Origin of the sequence: Desemzia sp. C1, assembly GCF_020882875.1 — a bacterium.
In the GTDB taxonomy this organism is placed as follows: domain Bacteria; phylum Bacillota; class Bacilli; order Lactobacillales; family Carnobacteriaceae; genus Desemzia; species Desemzia incerta.
Genome location: NZ_JAJIZP010000003.1, coordinates 1,854,416 through 1,878,122, shown reverse-complemented (window position 1 = coordinate 1,878,122; position 23,707 = coordinate 1,854,416). Strand labels below are relative to the sequence as shown.

Annotated in this window: 25 protein-coding genes, 1 pseudogene and 1 riboswitch; of the genes and pseudogenes, 3 read left to right on the top strand and 23 right to left on the bottom strand. The window is 37.1% G+C overall.

The annotated features are described in order from the left end of the window. Positions 1-65: 65 nt before the first annotated feature. The 6 genes from LMF32_RS09585 to LMF32_RS09560 all read right to left on the bottom strand — a co-directional run bounded on the left by LMF32_RS09585 (position 66) and on the right by LMF32_RS09560 (position 4,021). Entirely contained in the window at positions 66-644 is a 579-nt protein-coding gene (locus LMF32_RS09585) for an ANTAR domain-containing protein (protein ID WP_230524604.1), read from the bottom strand. 76 nt (positions 645-720) lie between these two features. After that, positions 721-1,068, bottom strand: coding sequence for a BMC domain-containing protein (locus LMF32_RS09580; protein ID WP_230524603.1), 348 nt, complete (start codon positions 1,066-1,068; stop codon positions 721-723). A 207-nt stretch (positions 1,069-1,275) separates the two neighbouring features. After that, complete coding sequence (locus LMF32_RS09575) at positions 1,276-1,821, bottom strand: ECF transporter S component (RefSeq protein ID WP_230524602.1); 546 nt, start codon at positions 1,819-1,821, stop codon at positions 1,276-1,278. A gap of 1 nt (position 1,822) precedes the next feature. After that, entirely contained in the window at positions 1,823-2,269 is a 447-nt protein-coding gene (locus LMF32_RS09570) for a DUF4430 domain-containing protein (RefSeq protein WP_230524601.1), read from the bottom strand. A 208-nt stretch (positions 2,270-2,477) separates the two neighbouring features. Next, a riboswitch (adenosylcobalamin (AdoCbl) riboswitch) is annotated at positions 2,478-2,630 on the bottom strand. Between the two features lie 119 nt (positions 2,631-2,749). Further along, positions 2,750-3,181, bottom strand: coding sequence for a EutP/PduV family microcompartment system protein (locus LMF32_RS09565; RefSeq protein WP_230524600.1), 432 nt, complete (start codon positions 3,179-3,181; stop codon positions 2,750-2,752). A gap of 228 nt (positions 3,182-3,409) precedes the next feature. Next, positions 3,410-4,021 carry a CoA pyrophosphatase gene (locus LMF32_RS09560; protein ID WP_230524599.1) on the bottom strand — a complete coding sequence of 204 codons (612 nt, stop codon included), beginning with the start codon at positions 4,019-4,021 and terminating at the stop codon, positions 3,410-3,412. Positions 4,022-4,199: 178 nt separating this feature from the next. Between LMF32_RS09560 and LMF32_RS09555 the strand changes: the two genes are divergently transcribed. Continuing rightward, positions 4,200-5,024, top strand: a complete 825-nt coding sequence (locus LMF32_RS09555; protein WP_230524598.1) for an aminotransferase class IV — start codon at positions 4,200-4,202, stop codon at positions 5,022-5,024. Positions 5,025-5,061: 37 nt separating this feature from the next. Next, entirely contained in the window at positions 5,062-5,772 is a 711-nt protein-coding gene (locus LMF32_RS09550; protein ID WP_230524597.1) for a Gfo/Idh/MocA family oxidoreductase, read from the top strand. On the opposite strand, the gene LMF32_RS09545 is transcribed toward LMF32_RS09550, so the two are convergent. The 4 genes from LMF32_RS09545 to gndA all read right to left on the bottom strand — a co-directional run bounded on the left by LMF32_RS09545 (position 5,734) and on the right by gndA (position 11,182). Then, positions 5,734-7,047, bottom strand: coding sequence for an ISL3 family transposase (locus LMF32_RS09545; RefSeq protein WP_230524596.1), 1,314 nt, complete (start codon positions 7,045-7,047; stop codon positions 5,734-5,736). The two genes, LMF32_RS09550 and LMF32_RS09545, sit on opposite strands and share 39 nt — an antisense overlap. A 165-nt stretch (positions 7,048-7,212) precedes the next feature. Next, positions 7,213-8,628: a HAMP domain-containing histidine kinase gene (locus LMF32_RS09540; protein WP_230524595.1), complete on the bottom strand. Its 1,416-nt coding sequence runs from the start codon at positions 8,626-8,628 to the stop codon at positions 7,213-7,215. A 119-nt stretch (positions 8,629-8,747) separates the two neighbouring features. Beyond that, positions 8,748-9,440 carry a response regulator transcription factor gene (locus LMF32_RS09535; protein WP_092479794.1) on the bottom strand — a complete coding sequence of 231 codons (693 nt, stop codon included), beginning with the start codon at positions 9,438-9,440 and terminating at the stop codon, positions 8,748-8,750. Between the two features lie 305 nt (positions 9,441-9,745). Further along, the gene (gndA, locus tag LMF32_RS09530; RefSeq protein ID WP_188204392.1) at positions 9,746-11,182 is read right to left on the bottom strand and encodes an NADP-dependent phosphogluconate dehydrogenase; all 1,437 of its coding nucleotides are present in this window, start codon (positions 11,180-11,182) and stop codon (positions 9,746-9,748) included. Positions 11,183-11,402: 220 nt separating this feature from the next. Between gndA and LMF32_RS09525 the strand changes: the two genes are divergently transcribed. Next, the gene (locus tag LMF32_RS09525; RefSeq protein ID WP_230524594.1) at positions 11,403-12,365 is read left to right on the top strand and encodes a magnesium transporter CorA family protein; all 963 of its coding nucleotides are present in this window, start codon (positions 11,403-11,405) and stop codon (positions 12,363-12,365) included. 280 nt (positions 12,366-12,645) lie between these two features. Here LMF32_RS09525 and recN read toward each other — a convergent pair. From recN to LMF32_RS09460, 13 genes and pseudogenes are all read right to left on the bottom strand, one after another. Next, positions 12,646-14,359: pseudogene (gene recN / locus LMF32_RS09520) on the bottom strand (DNA repair protein RecN). A 31-nt stretch (positions 14,360-14,390) separates the two neighbouring features. Beyond that, entirely contained in the window at positions 14,391-14,840 is a 450-nt protein-coding gene (gene argR, locus LMF32_RS09515) for an arginine repressor (protein ID WP_092479797.1), read from the bottom strand. Positions 14,841-15,071: 231 nt separating this feature from the next. Continuing rightward, positions 15,072-15,899 carry a TlyA family RNA methyltransferase gene (locus LMF32_RS09510; RefSeq protein ID WP_230524593.1) on the bottom strand — a complete coding sequence of 276 codons (828 nt, stop codon included), beginning with the start codon at positions 15,897-15,899 and terminating at the stop codon, positions 15,072-15,074. Further along, positions 15,896-16,813: a polyprenyl synthetase family protein gene (locus LMF32_RS09505; protein ID WP_230524592.1), complete on the bottom strand. Its 918-nt coding sequence runs from the start codon at positions 16,811-16,813 to the stop codon at positions 15,896-15,898. The genes LMF32_RS09510 and LMF32_RS09505 overlap by 4 nt, the downstream gene beginning before the upstream one ends. A gap of 17 nt (positions 16,814-16,830) precedes the next feature. Continuing rightward, positions 16,831-17,085: an exodeoxyribonuclease VII small subunit gene (locus LMF32_RS09500; protein ID WP_188204386.1), complete on the bottom strand. Its 255-nt coding sequence runs from the start codon at positions 17,083-17,085 to the stop codon at positions 16,831-16,833. Beyond that, positions 17,078-18,418 carry an exodeoxyribonuclease VII large subunit gene (xseA, locus tag LMF32_RS09495; protein WP_230524591.1) on the bottom strand — a complete coding sequence of 447 codons (1,341 nt, stop codon included), beginning with the start codon at positions 18,416-18,418 and terminating at the stop codon, positions 17,078-17,080. Before xseA ends, LMF32_RS09500 begins: the two co-directional genes overlap by 8 nt. A 16-nt stretch (positions 18,419-18,434) precedes the next feature. After that, the gene (locus tag LMF32_RS09490) at positions 18,435-19,286 is read right to left on the bottom strand and encodes a bifunctional methylenetetrahydrofolate dehydrogenase/methenyltetrahydrofolate cyclohydrolase (protein WP_230524590.1); all 852 of its coding nucleotides are present in this window, start codon (positions 19,284-19,286) and stop codon (positions 18,435-18,437) included. Positions 19,287-19,491: 205 nt separating this feature from the next. Then, complete coding sequence (locus LMF32_RS09485) at positions 19,492-20,262, bottom strand: hypothetical protein (protein WP_230524589.1); 771 nt, start codon at positions 20,260-20,262, stop codon at positions 19,492-19,494. 2 nt (positions 20,263-20,264) lie between these two features. After that, positions 20,265-20,951 carry an FAD/NAD(P)-binding protein gene (locus LMF32_RS09480; protein ID WP_230524588.1) on the bottom strand — a complete coding sequence of 229 codons (687 nt, stop codon included), beginning with the start codon at positions 20,949-20,951 and terminating at the stop codon, positions 20,265-20,267. 117 nt (positions 20,952-21,068) lie between these two features. After that, on the bottom strand, positions 21,069-21,503 hold the full coding sequence (gene nusB / locus LMF32_RS09475; protein WP_230524587.1) for a transcription antitermination factor NusB: 435 nt from the start codon (positions 21,501-21,503) through the stop codon (positions 21,069-21,071). Beyond that, positions 21,500-21,925: an Asp23/Gls24 family envelope stress response protein gene (locus tag LMF32_RS09470; RefSeq protein WP_230524586.1), complete on the bottom strand. Its 426-nt coding sequence runs from the start codon at positions 21,923-21,925 to the stop codon at positions 21,500-21,502. The genes nusB and LMF32_RS09470 overlap by 4 nt, the downstream gene beginning before the upstream one ends. Before the next feature lie 60 nt (positions 21,926-21,985). Beyond that, positions 21,986-22,543, bottom strand: coding sequence for an elongation factor P (gene efp, locus LMF32_RS09465; protein ID WP_230524585.1), 558 nt, complete (start codon positions 22,541-22,543; stop codon positions 21,986-21,988). A gap of 83 nt (positions 22,544-22,626) precedes the next feature. After that, entirely contained in the window at positions 22,627-23,688 is a 1,062-nt protein-coding gene (locus LMF32_RS09460; RefSeq protein WP_230524584.1) for a Xaa-Pro peptidase family protein, read from the bottom strand. Positions 23,689-23,707 lie beyond the last annotated feature (19 nt).

The following is a 23,707-nucleotide window of genomic DNA, read 5'->3' as shown; positions in this document are numbered from 1 at the left end:
CGTTTTCTAAGCACCTTTGCTTTTTCTATGACACGTTCCATTACCTGCCATTATTCTATTATTTTTTAGACGTCCAACAAAATCAAATCAGCTATTTCCGCCATAGAGGTCTGTTTTTGCATACTAAGCCTTTGGATAAACTTATAAGCCTCAGACTCGTTCAATCTTTGTTCCTCCATGAGAATACCTTTAGCTTTTTCTATGATTTTTCTTTCACCTAACTTTTTATTCAAACCAACGACTTCTTCTTCCAATTGTTCAATATAGGCTATTTTTTCCATTCCTAAACAAATAGTCGACAGCAGCACTTCTTTGTGCACCGGCTTTGGAACCCAACCAATCGTTCGATTACTATTGATGCGGTCTAAGTTCGTCTTATTCATTTCATCACAATCGTTACATAAGTAAATGACGGCTTTCGCATAATTTTCTATTATAATTTTTTTGCCGGCTTTGATCCCATTTAATACAGGTAATTCTGCATTAATGATAAGAAGATCAGGTCTTTTAGATTTGCACATATCGATTGCTTCAAATCCATCTTTCCCTTCGCTTACAACATCGTAATTTTCTTCTATCAATAATTTTTTTAACGTTAATCTAGTTGTTAAGTCAGCGTCGACTATCACAATAGTTTCTTTCATTTTGATCTTTTCACTTCCTATCAAAATATACTTTCACTAATGATCTGTTTCGATCTCTTTACTTTATTAACTAAACTTAAGTTCTGGAGATGACCGTATCTGAAAAACCTAAAATTTTCCCTAAAGCAGCAAGTACTTCACTTAACGCAGCTTCTACTGCAGTGATACCGCCAGTAAATACTACAGAACCACTAAATCGATCTATAAATCCAATAGTAACTTCAGCAGCTTTTGATGCAATATCAGCAGCGATAATAGCAGCTTCGCTGGGAGTAATAGTCAATATACCTATGGCATTGCTATTCATGCTATCTGGAAGACCGAGTTTTATGTAGATATCTGGGTCTGGATTGGCGATCACATGTGCAAGTGTAATTTGTTTTCCCGGCACGTATTCTTGGATCATTCTTTGCTTTTCACTCAACTACATCACCTATCTTCCGCATAGTGGCTTTATTCGTTTCTAAAAATGACTCTGACATTATTATAACACTTTAGTAAGCGATGTCAACGTAAAAATGAAACCCTTTTCTAAAATTTGTCTCATTAGTTTTTGCTAAGCGCTGCAAAGATAAATATTTTTAAAAACGCGTACTTTCATTTAAAGACAAAAAAATAGAAGCAAGGATTTTTAAATATCCTTGCTTCTATTTCTGATATAACCTCTTGTCTCTAGGTTTTTTTCGATCAATGGAAATAAAACAGGACTTAAGATAATATAAAATAAACCGTTACCAAAAGCATGCATCAAATCCATCGGAACACCCATCATATAATAAGCCCAGAAATTTTCAAATCCTAGTAAGTACTTCATAATAAAAGAAACTACAAGACCATATAAAATACCGGCAAATGCAGCATACAACACCATCATCCACTTTGGTATTTTTTTATACATTGGTTTTATCACTAACCCCGTAATCAATACAATTACAGAAAAAGAAATAATCTGAGCGAATGTCCATATCCCCATACCCAACGTCAAATTGGAGATCAAGATGGACAAAACAGCCACAATCAACCCATCTGCTATTCCCATTGATAGTGTCAAAATAATCAGTATAGTTGTTACTGGTTGAACATTAGGTAAAATTTGCAACATTAACCGTCCTACATGCGTAACTGCGATCATCATCGACAATAATGCGATCCTTCTGACTGGATTAACATTTTTCATATTACATACCACTCAAATTCCACACCACTTCATCGCCATCTTTTACAATAGTATCGGCAGCTCCAACTGGTGCAGCTTCTCCATTAACGTCGAACATCCAATATTTCCCTTCTTCTTCGTCTTGAGAAATACCTTCTATTGAGTTGATGAAAGTATTACTTTCTTCTACATCGTAATTTTCTTTCATGACATCCAGAAGATTAGATTCTTCAGCAACTTCCAGCTCTTTATCCGTTCCCGGAATAAGCTCTCCGTCTTCTTGAACACTTACATTAACAGATACCATTTCTTCTTGATTGCTTGCTGTTGTACTTGCCGTTTCACTTACTGTACTTTCTACAGTTGACGTTGGAGTTTCAGCTTGATCACCATCTCCACCATTCCCGCATCCTGTAATCACGAATGTTGAAAGTGCACTAACAGCTAACAGATTTACCCATTTTTTCATCTTCACTTCTCCTTTTATCTTTGTAATTTAAGCTAAAAATAGAGAAGTACGCCATTGTACTAATTCTCCTTCTTTAGAGATCCTCTACCATCATTTTATTCCAGTCTGCAGACTGCTGATAGAATTCAATCCTTCTTTAAGTACCACTAATACAAGCAGCAGTTGTTTTGAAGCACATAAAAAGGCCTACGAGACAATCCCATAGACCTAGAAGCTTTCTGTTTTGCCTCGAAACAGAGCTTTCGCATTAATAGCTGTTCAGAATAATGATCTGACTTAAAACCAAAAAGGTTTATCACAGTGGCGGGACCGTGCCGGATTTACACCGGCTTCCTTATTCTAGACACTTTTGAATTCAATTGTTCTATCGAATTTAGTATAGCATAAAGCGCTTTAAAAACCACTACTTTTTTAAACTTCTTATTTCTATAATGAAATGAATTGACCTCGAAAGTTGGAGTTATCCACATTTATCCGATTTCAGTCATTCAAATAATTTACTAATTCTTCGATGCCTTCATCTGTATATGAAGATACATTGAATAGTTCTTTTGCTCCTGCTAATCGCAATCTGTCACCAGCTTTTTTTATATCTTGATCAGAAGCAGCCAGATCCACTTTAGTAAGGATTCCAATAACCGGTTTGGTAAAATAAGAATTAAATAAAGGGGCAAAGATCTGCTTGTCCTCCGTTACACTTGCAACGAAAGCTATCACATCAGCCTCGACGGATGTTACTTTTAATGCACTATAATACCCCCTATGCTGAACAAATTCTCCCGGTGTATCAATTAATCCTGATTCAAATTGGATCGCTTGTGTTTTATTGTATTTCAGTTCTTTCCCATTTATTCGTTGGCTCAGTGTCGTTTTACCACAGCCAGTTGCTCCGATCAGCATGATTCTTTTCATTTAATTCCTTCTTTCTGTAAATGATTGTTGATAAGGACTGCGACTTAGTATATATCTACCACTACACTTCTAAAGTTAATTTTCAGAAATGTAGCGTCAAGTTAAATTGTACAGCGCTTCCATTATATAAAAGTCTTTCACCAACTTTCGCTATTCACCTATAGTATACAGCAATCTCCAGAGCTTGACACCTAGTTTAAGTTTATCGACTCTAGATTAGCCTGCTTCTCAAAGTCCATTTTCTTTCAGCAATTTGATGAATCGATCGGTCAATCCTGCCGTAAATCCCCATAGTGTCTGTTCTTGCAGTTGGTAAAAAGCTATTGTTTGCTTTCCATGTCTCCACTTGTACTGCTTACCGTTTGGAATGCGATCGAAAGGAAAGTTTTTTGCATGTTCGAATTTGACAGCCATTTCAAAATAATCGGGATCGTGTATCATGAAATAGCTCAATGGAACGGTATACAGCTTCTCAACTTCTTCATTACTGATAATAGACTTAATGTCTATATCTTTCAGTTCTCCGACAAAAGATCGTATAACGGCTTCTTCACTGACGATAAAATCCATTTCCCCTAATATTTGGATAGCATTGCGCGGAAGGTTCAATTCTTCCATCGTTTCACGGACGGCGGCTTCTTCGTAAGTTTCTCCCATTTCGACTGCCCCTCCCGGAAAAGAAGTTTCACCTGGTTGAGAGATGTGTTTGCTTCGAACTTCATACAACAAATGCCATTCCCCTTTAACTTGGATCAAAGGAAGTAAAACTGAGAAATGGCGCTGATTTCCAATTGGTTTTGCTTCATGATTTGTTATGATTTTTTTAATTTTCTCCAACAAGTTCTCTACTCCTTTCCAACTGCTCTTTACTTTCATTCATTATACTTGAAGAATAGACATGTATCTACTGTGCTATTCAATAAAAAACTTGCAGCTTTGTATGTTTTCAATCTACAATAGGAATAAAAGGAATGACACTCATTTATTTTTTTATGTGCCCATTCAAAAGGAGAATTCCATGGAACAAATTGAACGATCCAGTTATTTTCACAATTCCGATGAAGTAGCCACTGGCAACACACAAGTTTTCCAAGAACTTAACGGAAAAAGTGTTTATGAAGTTATCCGTGTCCAAGAAGGGATAGCCTTATTCTTAGAAGATCATTTGGAGCGTTTAAGAAAATCTGCATCTTTTATTCATCTTCAATTGACTGATTCCGATGAGATCTTAACGGAACGTATCTATCGTTTGATTGCTTCAAATAAAGTAGTCGATCAAAACATTAAAATCATCTGCAATCAAGCTGTTGGTATGCTGCTGTTTTTCACTAAAACCGTTTACCCTCCATCAGAATTTTACGAAACGGGGATGCATACGACCTTATTGAAATTGGAACGTCCAGATCCGAATTTGAAGATCCAACGAGATGAATACCAAAAAACTGTGTTGCGGGAAAGGCAGAAAAAAGGAGCTTATGAGGTTTTATTGGTCGATCAAGAAGACTATGTTACCGAAGGAAGCCGCTCCAATCTGTTCATCGTTAAAGACGGTAAACTGTTCACTTCACCAGCAAAAAATGTTTTGCTTGGAATTGTGCGAAAAAAAGTCTTTGAAATCTGCCGCAAAAAAGAGATCCAAATATGCGAAGAAACCATTTCGGTTGTACAACTAGAGTCCATTGATGCAGCTTTCATTACCGGAACAGGAAACAATGTATTGCCTATCCGCTCGATCGAGGACTGGTTGGTGAAATCGGCTGAACAGCCTCTAGTGAAAACGATCATGCATGAATATGATCGAATGGTATCCGTCTATATTGAACAAAACCGTTACCGCAAGTAAATGCGTTTAATTACACCTATAATAAGGAGGCCATTTTATGAAAATTGGAATTATTGGACTGGGAGATATTGCAAAAAAAGCTTATTTACCTGTTCTTACTGAAAAAGAAGGTATCGAATTGGCGCTTTGTACTAGGAATCTAGAAAAATTAGAGCAGTTAGCAAAAAAATACCGGCTTACTGAATCTGTCACAACCGTAGAGGAACTGATCAAATCCGGTATTCAAGCTGCATTCGTCAGCGCAGCTACAGAAGCCCACTTTGAACTCACAAAAAAATTGCTTGAAAACGGCATCCATGTTTACGTAGACAAGCCTTTATCTTTTAGTTTTGAAGAAAGTCAGCAGCTGGTCGATTTAGCAAAAGAAAAGAATTTGATCGCGATGGTTGGTTTCAATAGACGTTTTTCGCCTATGATTTCCCGCTTGAAGGACTATGGCAAACCGGACTTAGTTTTTATTCAAAAAAATAGATTCCAAAATGCACAAGACCCAAGAACTTTTGTAGTGGAAGATTTTATTCACGTAGTAGATACCCTTCGTTTCTTGATGGATAGAGAAGTAGTGGATAGTCACGTGCGGTATTTGGAAAAAGACGGTCTGTTGCAGAATGTGGTGCTTGAATTAATTGGAGACGGTTGTACAGCCATCGGCATCATGAACAAAAACGGTTCTTCGTCAAATAAGGTTGATGAGAAAATTTTACACAGACTAGGCAACTTGCTTAGTCTGTTTTTCTTTCTCCGGTAAATATAAGCGTGTCATTAATAAAATCCGATTACGGAAGTTGGTGTAATTTCGGTAACCGAACGCCGTTCGTTTTAAGACTTTAATTTTATTATTAATCCCTTCAATAGGACCATTTGTTAAATAAGGGTACTCAAACGTATTCTGGACAATGTTGAGGTGTTTTCTCAGTGTTCTGAGTACTCGTTTTAATCCTTTTGAAATGGGTTTGATTTTGGCTTGGTTTAGAACATATTTAAAGTATTCCCACTGATTATTCGCTAAAGCATAACGTAGATTTTGAATGACAGTATATGTTTCTTTTAAAGTTTCATTGAACGACATTAAGTAATCCACAATAGATTGCGTATTAGTTAAGTAATCGAAAAGTTTAAACTTAACATACTTGGAAGAAGTTAACAGGGTTTCAGATTTTAAAGGCAGTTTCCAGTATCTTTTATATTTATTATAAAGACGGCCATCTTTATAGCGGTATTCATTCATGACGGTTACTCTGCATTTATTTAGCTCTCTGTTTAAAGCCTGAACGATATGAAAGCGATCAAAAATAATCGCTGCATTGGGAAAGAGAGCCGGAATTAATTGGATGTAAGGTTCGTACATATCAATCGTTACCGTCTTTACTTTTTTTCGGACAGGTAATGAGAACCGTTGGAAATAACGCAATAACTCACCTTTTTGTCTATTCGCTACAACATCTACAACCCTATGGGTCAGCGCATCACAATAAATAAAACTCATCGAAAATTTAACCGAGTTGACACTTTTAAATTCATCAAAACTGAGGTGATCCGGCAAAGAAGAAACCGGTCGAATTTTTAGTTTTTCAGCCGTTTGAATGATGACGCGATGCACCGTATTCCAAGATACCGAATGTTCTTCAGCAATCATTTTCACAGATTTTATTTTCGTTGCTTGATCGGCGATGTGTTGTTTGACACGAGTAGAGACAAAGCAGTCTTGATCGACAATAGCTGTTTGAGCAGTAAAAGCAGAGAGGCATTTTTTACAGAAGAAACGTTGTTTCTTTAACATTAAGTAGGCCGGTAGGCCAGACACATGCATTAGCGTTAGACGCGATGTTCTAGTGCCATTTTTTACAATAGAATAGTGCTCGTTTTTAGTCCCACATTCAGGACATCTTTCTGGAATATAGGATAACTGAGCATGATAAAACAACGAGCGTCGACCTTTATACATCTTTTCTTCAACGGTTTCTCCATCAAAATAAATATTTTTGTCTTTTAATTGCAGTGTATTTGCGATAAACTGTTGCATATGGACGTATCTCCTTTAATTTGGTTTGGCGATTAAATTATATCGGAGATACGTTCTTTTTTCATTACATACGAAAAAATACGGTTGGTGGAAAAATTATCCATCAACCGTATTTATTATAGAACCATATGTTTTATCTCATTCGCTTTTGTAATTAGTTTGTTTTTAAAGCTCAGAATCAGTTTCTTTGTAGATAGGAAGTGTGATCCTAAAAATAGATCCATGGTTCAATACACTATCTACTGAAATGTTTCCTTTATATCCAAGCAACAACTCTTTAGCAATAGACAATCCTAATCCATTTCCGCCTTTATGTCGGCTTCTTGCCTTATCTACTCTATAGAATCGATTAAAGATCTTATCCGCATCTTCCGGTGTCATTCCTTCACCAAAATCTTGAATAGCAACATGGACAAATTTATCATCAGAAGCAATCGAAATATGCACTTCATTTCTGTCAGTTGAATATTTAACGGCATTATCCAACAATATGATTAAGATTTGTTCCAAGTGATGGCGATAAATACTGACATAAATTTCTTCATTTAAATCATCATCTAAGTTAAACACAAAATTAGGATACAGCATTTTGAAGTTATTGTAATTTTGATGCACCACTTGCTTGATAGGTGTTTTTTCATTTTTGTAATGAATTTCTACCTGCTCAGCTCGGGATAGATCTAACATCTCTTGCACAAGTGTCTTCATGCGCTCAACTTCCTGCAAAGATGCTGATAAAGACTCATCTAATATCTCTGGATCTTCTTTTCCCCAGCGGTTCAACAATTTCAAATGACCTTCCATAACTGCTACAGGAGTTCTTAATTCATGAGAAACATCCTCCACAAATTGCTTTTGCTGTTCAATGTACAGCTGCATCTTATCCAGCATATCATTGAATACGGTAGACAAATGAGCTAACTCATCATTCGTATTTCCCAATGGAATCCGCGATTGAGATTGAGTGTCTTTTCGAATATCATTCATAGTCGTAGTCATAGTTTTTAATGGCTGTAAAAACTTGCTGGCCAATAAAAATCCTGTTATGCCACTGAATAAAAGAGCAAACACACCAATCGTAAACACCGCTGAAATGATTTGACTCGACATTTGATGGTAGTCGTCTAATGCATTCGTCACATGTATATACCCGATTAGAATACCGTTTTGACTCGAATAAACCGGCGCTATCCCAGATATTCCTTCTTTACCGTTGATATCGATCAGCTGTACAGTCAATTTAGCCTCTGGATTAAACGAAACATCACTAGGTCTCGATTCAAACAATAAACGAGAAGTTGGGCTATATACTCTTACCACTATCCCCTCTTCACTCATTTCAGCATACAACGTGTCTTGATAATTGCCATCTTGACCGATAATCAAATTACGCTGGTCAAAGTTTTCTTCAATTTCAAGAGCTGAAGGTGTGTAAGTAGGACTTAAGGACTGATAAACAGTTGCCTTTGTCAAAACTGCTGATTCTACATTCAATCGGTTTGTTACGCCGGTAATGATTTCTTTAACATTTTCATCTTCTTGACTGAACATGATTTGTCTAAAACTATAAAAAATAGTCACAGAAAAAATCATATAAGTAAGAAAAATGGCGATTGCAACAATCAGTGACCATTTCCACTTTAACGACGAAACCCGCTTTAGCTTATTTTCTTCTTCATTCCTAGTTTTTAGGAAATTTTTCACGAACGCATCACATAACCTGTTCCGCGGACTGTTTGGATGTAACTCTCATTTCCTGGAACATCAAGTTTGTTACGCAAATAACGGATATAAACATCCACCACATTCGTTTCTACTTCTGTTTCGTAGCCCCATACTTTATTCAATAAAACATCTCTGGATAAAACGATATTTACATTTTCCATCAATTCTAACAACAACTCATATTCACGTTTCGTCAATTCAATAACTTCTTCGCCTCTACGAACAATACGGTTTTCTTTTTCAACCACTAGATCACGGTAATGTACCGTAGTTTGTTTTGTCATGTTTTGTTCGCCTTCAATATCGATACGACGTAACAAAGCGCGTAAACGAGCCAATAGTTCTTCAATTGCAAAAGGTTTTACAATGTAATCGTCTGCTCCATGATCTAATCCGGAAACTCTATCTATCACTGAATCACGTGCAGTCATCATAATGATAGGCACATTGCTGACTTGTCGAATACGACGACAAACATCGATTCCATTTAATTCCGGCAACATGACATCTAGTAAAATCACATCCCATGATTCTTTTTCATCTAATGCAGCTTCTAAACCATTTCGTCCATCATAACGGACGTCGGTTTCATACCCTTCATGTTTTAATTCTAGTTCTACAAATCTTGCCAAGTTTTTTTCATCTTCAATAATCAGTACTCTACTCATAGAGATAATCTCGCTCCTTTTTTATCCGCACGTATAACACGCCTTTGTTACAATAGCACTATTTATTAAACTTCTCAATGGGATTTTTCATTTCTCTTTTATTATTTTACCATAAATTAGAATAAAATGAGAATAACAATTCTTTATTTCGTTGCTTTTCTTCCAAACATGGCGAAATTTTAAACACAGGAATGAATTAAGCGGAATCATCGCCTTTTGTAAACATTCGTAAAGACAGGATTAGAACTTTTGTCCTAATCCTGTCTTTACTATAAAACTTTTCTAATTTAACCTTGTCGTACTGATTATAGTTCTTCTTGTCCTTTATCTCCATACCAGTCAAAATGGAATGTGCCTTCTTTGTCTTTACGTTCGTAAGTGTGGGCACCGAAATAATCACGTTGAGCTTGGATGATGTTAGCCGGCAGATCTGCACTACGGTAAGAATCATAATAAGCAATTGCTGAAGAGAATGTTGGAATTGGAACACCAGATTTAACAGCGATTCCGATAATATCACGAACAGAATCTTGATAGTTTTTAGTAATGTCCATGAAGTATTCATCTAAAACCAAGTTTTTCAATTCAGGATTACGGTCATATGCATTAGTGATTTCTTGTAAGAAACGAGCACGGATAATACAACCAGCGCGGAAAATTTTCGCGATCTCGCCATATTGCAAGTTCCAATCGTATTCTTCACTAGCTGTACGCATTTGGGCAAATCCTTGAGCATAGCTCATGATTTTACTGAAGTACAATGCTTGACGAATTTTTTCAACCATTTCTTTTTTGTCACCGTCGAATGAGTATGCAGCCGGTTTTGGCAATACTTTGCTGGCTTCTACACGTTCACTCTTCAAAGCAGAAATGTAACGGGCAAATACAGATTCAGTAATCAATGGAAGTGGAACACCTAGGTCTAATGCACTTTGAGAAGTCCATTTTCCAGTTCCTTTGTTTCCAGCACGGTCCAAAATGATTTCCACCATTGGTTTACCTGTTTCAGGATCTTTTTTAGTTAATGCATCAGCAGTGATCTCAATCAAGAAACTATCTAATTCACCTTGATTCCATTCTCTGAAGACTTCTGCAATTTCTTCCACAGATAATCCAACCACTTCACGCAATAAATGATAAGACTCAGCAATCAATTGCATATCCCCATATTCGATACCGTTATGGACCATTTTCACGTAATGTCCTGCACCGTTTGGTCCAATATAAGCCACACATGGTTCGCCGTCACTTGGTGCTTTAGCAGCAATTTGTTCTAAGATAGGTGCTACTAGATCGTAAGCCTCTTTTTGTCCACCTGGCATGATAGCAGGTCCTTTTAATGCTCCTTCTTCACCGCCGGAAACTCCAGTTCCGATGAAGTTGATACCTGATTCAGCCAATTCTTCGCTGCGGCGAATTGTATCTTTGAAGAACGTATTTCCTCCATCAATCAGTACATCGCCTTTATCTAAATGAGGTAATAGAGATTGGATCACTAAGTCTGTCCCTTTTCCAGCTTGAACCATCAAAACAATACGTCTTGGTGTTTCCAATGAATCTACAAATTCTTCGATCGTTTCAGTTAAAACTAAGTTTTTTCCTGGGTTTTCTTCAATGACAGCTGCTGATTTTGCAGTCGTACGATTGTATATAGAAACAGAGTAACCTCTGCTTTCAATATTCAATGCTAAGTTTTTCCCCATTACAGCCATACCTACAACACCAATTTGTTGTTTACTCATGTAATTATATTCTCCCTTCAAAGCCATTAGTATCTTATTTATGAAGCTAAGCATTCCTTCTTAATTTTAGCAGACAATCGCTAAATATTAAAGCTACATTGTTTTTTTTATTTATCGGCTGTTGAACAAAAAAATTCATAAGCAAGGCTGACGCTAGTTTGTGGTTTATAAGGTACAATAGCTATAAGACATTCAATATAAAATATGGCGGTGTATAAATATGATTCATTACTTAAATCGAGATGAAAAAGGCGATTTCTTGCCGAATAACAATCCGGAAACAACTTCTTCTGACTGGATCCACATCAGTCAAGCAAATGAAGAAGATATCCTTCATTTAGCACATACGTATCACTTTCCAGTCGATTACCTAACGGGAGCATTTGATGCAGACGAAATTTCACGTTACGAAAAACTAGGTAAACAATATGATAATACCCCCGGTTTAATCGTTCTTTTATATCCTTTAAAAACGAAAAGCCGATTGAATTTGACTGAGTATGTTACTCGTCCTTTATCAATTATAATGGCAGAAGATACACTGATTACTGCTACTCATGATACTCCTGAATTCTTAAAAAGTTTTATGCAAGTTGATGATGACAAACTCAATAATTTTAAAACAGCTGATCAGTTTGTTTTGAAAGCATCGATGCATATCGCTTCTTTGTTCATTACTTATTTGAAAGAAATCAATCAATCTACTGATGACTTAGAGGTTCAATTGCAGTCTTCCTCTAAATCACAATATTTATTTGATTTGATGGAACTACAAAAAAGTTTGGTATTTATAGACACTGCTTTAAAAAGCAATCATCCTGTCATTGATCGTTTGAAAGAACTGGAAGATTTTACTGCAAATCCAATAGATGATGAGCTGCTTCGAGATGTGATGGTAGAAAATCGCCAAGCAGAAGTGATGGCTTCTCAAACTTATCGTTTATTGAATCAATTGAGTAGTACTTTTTCATCTGTTATTTCAAATAATTTGAATACGGTCGTTAAGTTTTTAACTTCCATCACTTTTATTTTTACCATTCCTACGCTGATTGGTTCTCTGTGGGGAATGAACGTGCCTGTTCCTTTTGAAGATTCTCCATTCGGATTTTGGATCCTTCTTTTTGGGACAGTAATTTTACTAGCTGTGACAGCTTATTGGATGAAAAAGAATGAGTTTTTCTAAAGTTTTTTAAAGTCCCTTGTAAAAGGATAAGCAGTTATTGTAAACTTATCAAAAGCGCGTATGGAAGTGAGGGGAATCTGCTTGAACAATCAAAAAAAATCAAAGAAAACAAATAAAGGCTTAAGATTTTTCATCCTAATCATTATATTTGCCATGTTAGGTTCTGGCCTTTTATCAGTCCTTTACACATTAATGAATTTCGTTTAGTCCATAAATTACTCAATAGTAAAAAAAGTCGTACAACAAACCTTCTCGGTTTCTGTACGACTTTTTATTTACACTAGGCTTGGTTTACGTTTCCTTGTTTTTCCTTGTATGCTAAGTCTTTTAACTCTTTAGCATGTTCAATGGATAATTTAGTGATTTCTGTTCCGGCTAACATGCGAGCCAGTTCATTGATTTGTTCAGCGTCTTTTAATTTGTTCACACAGGTTTCCGTGCGATCTTCTACAATAGCTTTTGAAATATACAAATGGTTGTCTGCCATTGCTGCAACTTGTGGAAGATGCGTAATACAAAGCACTTGTGAATGGACAGCAACTTTGTAAATTTTATTGGCTATAGCTTGAGCAACTCGTCCGCTTACTCCCGTATCCACCTCATCAAAAATAATGCTCGTGATCCCTTGAGTTTTCGAAAAAAACTGTTTTCAAAGCCAGCATGACACGAGACAACTCTCCTCCAGAAGCAACTCTTGCTAATGGTTTTAAGGGCTCTCCTAAATTGGTAGCAATATAAAATTCAACGTGATCTAATCCAGACTCATAAATAGACGTTTCGCTTTCTTTGGCTGAAAGAAAACGTGCTTCAAATTGTACTTTGTCCATGTACAGTTCTTTTAATTGTTCTTGTATAGCTGTTTGTAATTGATCGGCTGTTTCTTTTCTTTTACGTGTCAATTGTTTCCCTTGCTTGACCAAGTCTTTTTTGATCGCTTCAAGTTCTTCTGTTAAACGTGATAAATGAGTTTCGCGATTTAAGATATTATCCAGTTCAATCGAGATTTCTTCATAATAGACAAGGATATCTTTTATGGATTCTCCGTATTTGCGCTTTAATTGTTGGATAATTTCCAATCTCTTTTCAATTTCATTCAATCGATTTTCATCATACGCTAATTGATCTTGTTCTTTTAAAATATCACTTGCTGCTTCTTGCAGTTGAAAGTAGCTATTAGAAATAATCTCTGAGATTCGTTTATATGATGAATCAATATCTTCAATAGTTTCAAGCGCTGACATAGCATTGCCAACGAGATCCACGCCTCCGTACTCTTCTCCTTGCAACGCTCCATACGCCATATTCAAAGACTCTACAATTTTTTGATAATTGGAAAGCAGATTCTTTTCCTCTTCTAACGTGACGTCTTCCCCAACTGTCAGTTCAGCCATTTCGATTTCATTTGTTTGGAAACGCAGCATGTCTACTCGTTGAGCAAGTTCCTGCTCGCTCGATTGACTATTCAATACGGTTTTTTCGATTTCTTTGTATTCTTGGTAAGTCTCTCCATACGATCTTTTTAAGCTAATCAATTCTTCATCACCAAATTGATCGAGCATGTTCAAATGTCTTTCAGAATACATCAACTCTTGGTGTTCACTTTGCCCGTGAATATCGATCAAGCTTTCGCCGATTTCGCGTAAAGTCGCGATATTCACTAAACGCCCATTGACTCGGCAAACGTTTCGCCCGCTTCGGTGGATATCTCTTTGAATAATGAGTGTCTCTTCTTCGATATCGATTTGATATTTATCCAGTAAAGCATGAGTAGCCGGGTTCCCTTCCACTGCAAATTGTCCTTCTAAGGTGCATTTATCCGCACCATGCCGAATAAACTCGCTGGATCCTCTACCTCCAGCAATCAGTCCCACAGCATCGATAATGATGGACTTCCCAGCACCTGTTTCACCTGTAAGTACGGTCATTCCTTTTTCAAAACTCAAAGCTAAGTCGTGAATAATAGCAAAATTCTTAATAGCTAATTCTTGTAGCACACTAACTACCTCCATTAAACTTCTCTAGCAGCTAAATCAATTGAATAATTTGTTCTTTTAAGTTTAAAGCATCTGCTGAAGAACGACAAATCACCAGCAACGTATCATCTCCGGCAATCGTTCCAAATACTCCCTCAAAATTAGAGGCATCCACCAATGCGCCTAAAGCGAATGCGTTTCCAGGTATAGTATGAATAATTATAAAATAATCTTGATAGTCTATTGAAATAAAAGCATCATGTAACAATCGTTCCAATTTCTTTGAGGTATCATAATTCATATCTGGAGGCATACTGTAGCGGTACCCTCCAACTGGTGCAGGTATTTTTATAAGGTGCAGCTCTTTGATATCACGTGATATCGTAGCTTGTGTTACTTCAATCCCTTTTTCATGTAATATACGCACAAAATCCTCTTGTTTTTCGATGACATACTCTTCAATAATTTCTTTTAACAACCGATGACGATCCTTTTTCTTCATACTCCCCCACCTCATCTTATGCAAACTATGTATTGATTTTTTTCTTTATTCTATCCTACTTGTCAAAAATTAGAAAGATAAATTTAAAAAGAATCTTGATTTTGCGGTAAATGTGAGCATAATTCGGCGTTTTAGTGAACGCTTGTTTTTTTTGCATACAATTTAGTATTTAGAAAAAATAATAAAGGATTTTGCATATAAAAAGCAAAATCCTTTATATTGTCCTTCTGTTTATGAGCGATGATTGAAAAAACGCTGGTGTGCTCTATCAATGACTTCAGCAGTGTCTATTGATTCACTGATTTCGCCAATATCATTTGTTGAAGACCTCAAATGTGCTAAAAATTCAATGTTGCCTTCTCCACCAGTGATCGGTGAAAAATCGAGTCCTAATACATCATATCCTTCTTGAACGGCAAAAGCTAAGATATTGTCCACAACTTTTTTATGGATGTTTCTATCTTGGACAATCCCCTTAGGTCCGATTTCATCTCTGTCTGCTTCGAATTGAGGTTTGATTAGTGCCAGAACATCCCCATTGTCTTCTAGGATGTGTTTTAAAACCGGCAAAATCAGCTTTAGTGAAATAAAAGACACATCAATAGACGCAATAGACGGTCTTCCTTGAGTGAAATCCTCAGGTTTGCTGTAGCGAAAATTGGTTTGTTCCATCACCACTACACGTGGATCTTGACGCAATTTCCAAGCTAACTGATTGGTTCCAACGTCCAAAGCATAACTTAAATGAGCTCCATGTTGTAAAGCCGCATCTGTGAAACCCCCTGTAGAAGATCCGATATCCAACAAGATTTTATTCTTTATATCTACATCAAATAATTGAATAGCCTTTTCCAATTTATAACCGCCACGGCTAACATAGGCTGATGATTTCCCTTTGATCCTGAACATCGTTTCCATGGGAAACAGTTCTCCAGCATGATCTACGCGCTCGTTTTTATCGGTAATAACTTTCCCTGTCATAATAATTCGTTGGGCTTTATCTATCGACTCGGCAAACCCCTGCTGTACTAACAACTTGTCTGCACGTTCTTTTTTCATTGGTTCACCTGTTCATCTTTGATTCTTAATAAAGCCACCATATCCTTCAACAAATTCATATCGATGATCTTATTTTCAGGTCGATATTCTGTTTCAATTTGACTGATAATCGCTAAAGCCTCATCCAATTCTTTTTCTAGCGCTGTTTTACCCCCTTCTAAGGTCAACAGGTGCGGATAGGTACTCTTGCTGTGCTGTTCATCTTGCCCGATATTTTTCCCTAGCTCTTTCGCATCTCCGATAACATCTAAAATATCATCTCTGATTTGGAATGCCAGACCATAACACGCAGCAAATTGATTCAGCTGTTGTTGGACTATTTCTGGAGCGTCAGCTAAAACACTTCCCGCATATACAGCAAACTTAATCAACTCACCGGTTTTTTTATCGTGGACTTGTTTCAAAGCTTCTAAAGATAATGATTGACTTTCCCCTTCAATATCTTCTACTTGACCTTCAACCATTCCATTTGCGCCTGCAGATTTTGCTAATGCTACGGTCAATGCTACTTTCTGTTCAAGAGAAATCTCACTTCTTGTGATAACTTCAAAAGCTTGGGTTAACAGGGCATCTCCGGCCAAAATTGCTACTGCCTCCCCATAAACGATATGACTGGTGGGCTTTCCCCGTCTTAATTCGTCATTGTCCATAGCCGGCAAATCATCATGAATTAATGAGTAAGTATGCACATACTCTAAAGCTGCTGCGGTATCATAGCCTTTTTCTACTTCTCCGCCTAATGATTTGATTACTGCCAAGACAAGTAAAGGACGAATTCTTTTACCTCCAGCTGCTAATGAATACTTCATTGCTTGGTATAAAGTGCCTTTTGTGTCTTGTGTCTTATCTAGCCACTCAATCATCCGTTGCTCTACTTTAGGAAGTTCTTCTTTTCTAAACACACTAAATTCCATAAGAGTTTCTCCTTTTCTTAATTCGCATCTAACTCTTGATCGAATATAGTCTCTTCACCGTTCTCATTAACAATTTTCGTCAAAGTCGTTTCTGCATTTTCTAATTTATCTTTACATAGTTTACTCAAAGCGACACCTTTTTGAAATTGGTTCAAGGCCTCTTCTAAAGGGACATCCCCTTGTTCTAATTGAGCCACGATTTGTTCCAATTGCTGCATAGCTTCTTCAAATTTCAAATTTTCTATTTCAGTTGCTGCATCTTTTTTAGCCATGTGTATCCTCCGTTTTTTCTGTAACTTTTGCGGTTAATTTTCCATCTGAGAGATGAATATCAATTGAGTCTCCCTCATTTATATCATTGATTGATTTAATGATCGTTTCGCCTTTTAACGCGTAGCTGTATCCGCGGTGCATGATCTTCAATGGACTTAAATAGTCCAAAGATTGGATACCATAATCTAGGCGCTGTCGTTGAGCTTCCATGTATCGATTGACTTGTACAGTTAGTTGAGCACTTAATTGATTCAAATTATCTTCTTTCTGCCGCACTAGATGTAGCGGGTTCTGACTCTGCAACTGCATCTTGTAGACTCGCAAGTCTTGTTGGTACGAAGTGATTTTCTCTGACATTTCACGCTCTAACCGCTCAGTCAACAAATCCAGATTTTGCGTATATCCTTCGTACAAACGTTGAGGTTGTCTAAAGACATAAGAGTTTAAAGTGTGCTTCAATCGTTCCTCAAAGCGCTCAACTTTTCGTTGGTAACTCTTTAATAATCGTAAGTGAACTTGGTCGATTTTCAAAATCTCTTCGGTCAGCTGCGGAACCGCCAATTCAGCTGCAGCCGTGGGAGTGGCTGCTCGAACATCAGCTACCAAATCAGCAATCGTCGTATCTGTTTCGTGCCCTACAGATGAGATGACAGGCGTTTGAGCTGCGAAAATGGCTCGCGCTACTTTCTCTTCATTAAAGGGCCAGAGATCTTCTATCGATCCCCCACCTCTAGCAATTATCAGAGTATCAAAATCCCCTTTTTCTTCTACTTGGCGAATACTTTCAACTATAGTGTCCGCAGCTTGTTTGCCCTGTACTTTAGTAGGAAACAAGACCAACTCAGCAATCGGAAATCTCCTTTTGACAGTCGTCATGATATCTCTAATAACTGCTCCGCTGGGACTCGTAACGACGGCTATTCTCTTAGGAAACGTCGGCAGCAATTTCTTTGGTGCATCAAATAGCCCTTCATTTTTCAACTTTTTCTTCATTTCTTCTAAAGCTTGGTATAAAGCTCCGACACCATCCGGCTCCATATGTTCAATATAGATCTGATATTTCCCTTGATCTGAGTATACCGAAACTCGCCCGATCACCAAGACTTTCATTCCTTCTTCTGGAGTGAACTTTAAGCGTTGATAGGCCGATTTAAACATCGTTGCAGAAATAACTGCATTGTTATCCTTCAAGCTGAAATATTGGTGTCCTGGACGGTTGCGAAAATTAGATATCTCTCCCGTCAAATACACTCTTTCGAGATATGGATCTACATCGAATTTTCTTTTGATGTACTTGGTTAGTGTGGAGACCGTTAAATACTCATTTGACATGCATACACTCCTATACCTAATTTAACAATTCTTTAGCACTCTCTATTGTTTGATACATCAACATAGTGATCGTCATAGGACCTACACCTTTTGGTACAGGCGTAAGGTATCCGGCAACTTCTTGGACCTCATCGCTTTTTACGTCACCGATCAATTTGCCATTCTCATCTCTGTTCATTCCTACATCTATAACCACTGCTCCAGGCTTCACAAAATCTTTTGTGATCATATGTCCTCGTCCAATAGCGACGATCAATATATCAGCCTCTTTGGCTACAGCTGCCAGATTCTTTGTTTTCGAATGAGCTATGGTAACTGTCGCATTTTTCATCAACAACAATTGTGCCATTGGCTTTCCAACAATATTGCTTCGACCAATCACAACTGCATTCTTTCCTTCAATATCGATCTCGTAACGTTGAAGTAATTTCATGATCCCGTATGGAGTACAAGGAATTCGGTCAGGTTGGCCGATGACTAATTTTCCCATATTAATAGGGTGAAAACCATCGACATCTTTTTCTGGGCGAATAGCGTTCAATATTTTAGTGGAATCAATGTGTTTCGGTAAAGGCAATTGAACCAGTATCCCATGAAAATGATCATCTTTGTTTAAGCGATCAATTACTCGCAACAATTCTATTTCCGTCATTTTCTCTGGATATTTTTCTACTACAGAATGGATACCTAATGTTTTGGCTCTTTTTTCTTTGTTCCTGACGTAAGTTTGACTGGCAGTGTCTTCCCCTACTAAAACCACCACTAATCCAGGAGTGATATTTTTTTCTTTTAGCTTGATGACTTCGAGTTTCATTTCTTCATTTAGTTCATCTGACAATAACTTCCCGCTCATAATCGTTGCTACCATTTCTATCACCTCATGTTCAAATTATCTATCTACAGTCTACCATAGTCTGCTTAAAATTTTTCTGATAACCATCGTTTATTTAAGGTTTAGCCAAGTAAATTACACTAGTCGAAGGAAGAATCACAAAATTTACCAGCCCGCGAAAGAAGATGTAAATTGTTATACAGCTTTTTTAATATTACCCTGTTTTTACGACTAGACAGGACTAATCCGTCTGCACATTTTTTTGCGCCCACTCTTTTGCAGCCTCATCTACTACTTGATAGGCCCTTAACATGATAGCACGAGCGCTATTGACATACTGAGTCCCTTTTATAAGTTGCCCATGTGCATACAATCCTTTCAACTGACCGTATTTAGGGCTAATCACCTCTGCATTGGGCCATGTGACTTGGATTCCCCCAAATTCTGAGCTTTGGACCAATTGTTGATCAATCAGTTGATTAATCAACTCCGTTTGATACAAGCTTGGTTCCATAGAGAAGTCATGTCCTGTAGCGTTAATGAGATACTCTACATGCATCCCTTTTTCATGGGCTAAAATCATGTCAAACCCAGAATCTGTAACTTCAACATTCTGTAATCCAGTCGCAACGTCAACTTTTCCACTGTCCCACAATGCCAATAACGATCGAAGAGACTCTTTAGGCATGGGGGTTCGAAAATGATTAAACAGGGGTTCATAAAAAGAAAAGAACGCTTTTTTATCTTCAACAGTTAAAGCTTGAAGAAAATCTGGTAAACAGGGATCAAACTTATAAATGATCGTTTGCAGTTTACTTAACGGATTTTTATTAATAAGCTGTTTTTTTAATTGTTCTTTTGTTCCTTTTCCATACAAAACCTGCAACTCTTTGACATCTATTTCATTACTAAAGCATTCTAAATAAAACCATTCTTTCATCATCTCTAGAGGAACATACCCGTTGTGTTCTTTTTTCGCACGATTCAAATTCTTCATAGTCAAGTAGTGCAACGTCAGTTCACTTTCCATCTCTCGGTATAAAGAAAAGTTACCCGTTCGAGAAAAAATTGAATCTTGTACCCTTTATTTTGAGATGTTAAAAATCTCATGATATCGATACTTGTCAGACCAGTTCCAATGATTCCGATACGAGCTTTAGGAGGAATTTCTGGCAAATTTTCTTGTAAAGGAAAAGGATGGTAATAATACTTGTTTTCACCAATCAACTGGTAAGGATCCTGGTATGGCAAATGTCCTGTACACAAATGAACGATGTCATATCTCTCTGATGTAGATGCTGTTTTAATGATATATTTCCCATTTTTTTCTGCTCTTACATTGAGAACATACTCATGGATGATAGTAGGTTCGATTGCTTTTACAGCTTTCTTTAATTGTTCTTTGAGGTATTCTCCATACCAAGTTCGAGGAAAATGTTTTTTAGATCCATCAGCTACCCCTTTTTCTCTTTCCAGCCACTTAACAAAATCAAGAGGATCTTCTGGAATCAAACTCATGGTGTCTGCTGTTTGATTGATCAATAAATGTTCATCATCTGGTTGATAAGGCAAGCCGGTCCCAAATGTCTTTTGCTGATCGTAAATCACTATTTTGCAGTCTGCATAATACGCGTTTTCGAGCAGCGCATTCAATACACTTACTCCAGCAACACCTGCTCCTATAATCGCTAATTTCCTCATACCTTAGTTCTTCCTTTCCTTTTACGTACACTATTTTTTCATCTTTCATTGTAACATTGTGCTTTTACTTTTTTAAGCTTTCTTTTACTTTCATTTTTCAAAAAAAAAAAAAGAGGACTAGTCCTCTTTTTTCTCTTCAATCATATTGGATAAAATACCATTGACGAATTTGCTGGATTTTTCATCACTGTAACGTTTGATAATTTCCAAGGCTTCGTTCAATGCCACTTTATTAGGTACCTCTTCTACAAAAAGCATTTCATATACGGCAATTCGCATGACTAATAAATCTGTTTTTGCCAGACGGTTAATAGACCATTTTTTCAAATGACTGTTGATTTTGCTGTCAATCACTTGTTGCTGTTCAATAACACCTGATACCAAATCATTCAGATAAGAAGGAATCTCAATGTCTTCAAGCTCTTCTTTGTCTTCAGAATTGTTTGTTAATGCTTTTTGCATCGCCACTTCTTTAGACAAATCTTCATTCGCAGACAATTGAAAAAGTGATTGCAGCGCTTTTTCTCTTATATCTCGTCTTGTAAGACTCACTCTTCTTCACCGTCTTCGTCCATTATATTTAACAAGTCACTGATAGCTGACTTTTCAGGTACGATACCCACGATATGAATATTTACTTCGTTCAATTCAATATCTGTCATTTGCAGCAATTGTTCTCGTACTCTGCTTTGAATCTCTAGTGCCACAGATGGAACTGAAACCCCATATTTGAAGTAGCAGTAAATGTCTACTTTCAAACCTTCTTCATCTTGTGTCAAATGTACCCCTTTTTTGTGGTTTACACGACCAAATAACTCGGTTACGCCTGAAGCCAGTTTACCTTGCATCGCATAAACTCCGTCGACTTCATTGGCTGCAATACCAGAAATCACTTCAATAACTTCTGGAGCGACTTCTATCTCGCCAAGCGATCCTTTAGTATCTTTTACAGTGTATGTTGAATCTTGAGCCATAAAAACCCTCCTCCTTTTCTTCTATCACGCTAACAAATCTTAGTTGAGCAGTATGGAATCCTAAGCTCTAGAAACGTATGATCCGTCTTGTGTGTTGACGATCAACACATCATCCACGTTGACAAAGAATGGTACGTTAACAGTTGTTCCTGTTTCTAATACAGCTGGTTTTGATCCACCTGAAGAAGTATCTCCACGGATGCCAGGTTCTGTTTCAACAACTTTTAGTTCTACTGTATTAGGAAGCTCTACTCCTAATGTTTCTGAGCCAAACATGATGACGTGAACTTCCATATTTTCTTTCAAATATTTTAGTTCGTCTGTAATAGAATCACCAGGCAATTCAATTTGTTCGTAATTTTCTGTATCCATAAATACGTATGAACCAGAATTTTCATACAAATATTGCATGCGACGGTTATCGATTTGTGCTTTTCCTACTTTTTCTCCCGCACGGAAAGTTTTTTCTTGCATTGCTCCAGTACGTAAGTTTTTTAGTTTAGAGCGTACGAATGCTGCTCCTTTTCCTGGTTTAACATGTTGGAAATCTACGACACGCCAAAGGCCCCCGTCTACTTCAATGGTTAAGCCCGTTTTAAAATCATTTACTGAAATCATTTAATTTCCTCCTACAATCCTTTATCATTCTTCTCCAGTTTACCATGTTTTAAGCGTTCTGACTATTAATAATCCTAATAGGATTAAAGAATAATCAACTCTTTAGGAGAATGTACAAGCACTTCATTTCCTGTTTCAGTAATCACTAAATCATCTTCAATTCGAACCCCGCCTAAGTCTGGGAAATAAAGCCCAGGTTCATTCGTGATCACATTTCCCGGTACAAAAGCTTTTTCAGCTAAACGAGAAACATTCGGTCCTTCATGGATCTCAAGACCAATCCCATGTCCTGTAGAGTGACCAAAAGCATCTGCAAACCCGTACTTCGCAAAATAATTACGGGCAACTGCATCGAGTGCAACCCCTGTAATACCAGGTTTCGCCGCTTCATTGACCATCAACTGCGCATCTAAAACCAACTGATGAATGTCTTTCAATTTTTGCCCTGGATCTCCGATGGCAAATGTGCGTGTCATATCTGAAACATATCCTTGATAGTAGCAGCCAAAGTCCAACGTGATCATGTCTCCCATTTCAATCCGTTTTTCACTAGCTACTCCATGTGGCATAGCAGAACGAACTCCACTGGCTACAATCGTATCAAATGAAACTCCTGTTGCACCTAGACTGCGCATATGAAAGTCTAGTTTATTCGCTACTTCAATTTCCGTCATGCCCGTTTTTATTTCTCCAAGAATAAATTTGAAAGCTGAATCAGCAATCTCACATGCTTTTCTGATGGTTGCAATTTCAGTTTCATCTTTTACTTCACGCAATTCTTCTACTAATCCAGCAACTGGGACCAATTCACATGGAATAGTCTCTTTTAATAATTTATAGATATTGAAAGTAATAAAATTTTCTTCAAATCCTAATTGGTTAATTGAATCTTTTGTTACGATTCTAGAGACTTCATCATAAATCGAACCATAATTTTGAACGATTTCAAAATCAATCGCTTGAGTACTTGCTTGTTGGGTATATCTAAAATCAGTTACGAAATAGGCCTTATTTAAAGTAATTACTGCCAGCCCTGTTGTTCCTGTAAAGTTAGAAACATAACGCAAATTGTAAGGACTAGTAATCAATAAAGCATCTAATCCTTTGTTTCTCATTTCAGTTCGTAATTTATTTAATCGTGTCATTCAACTTCACTCCTTAATT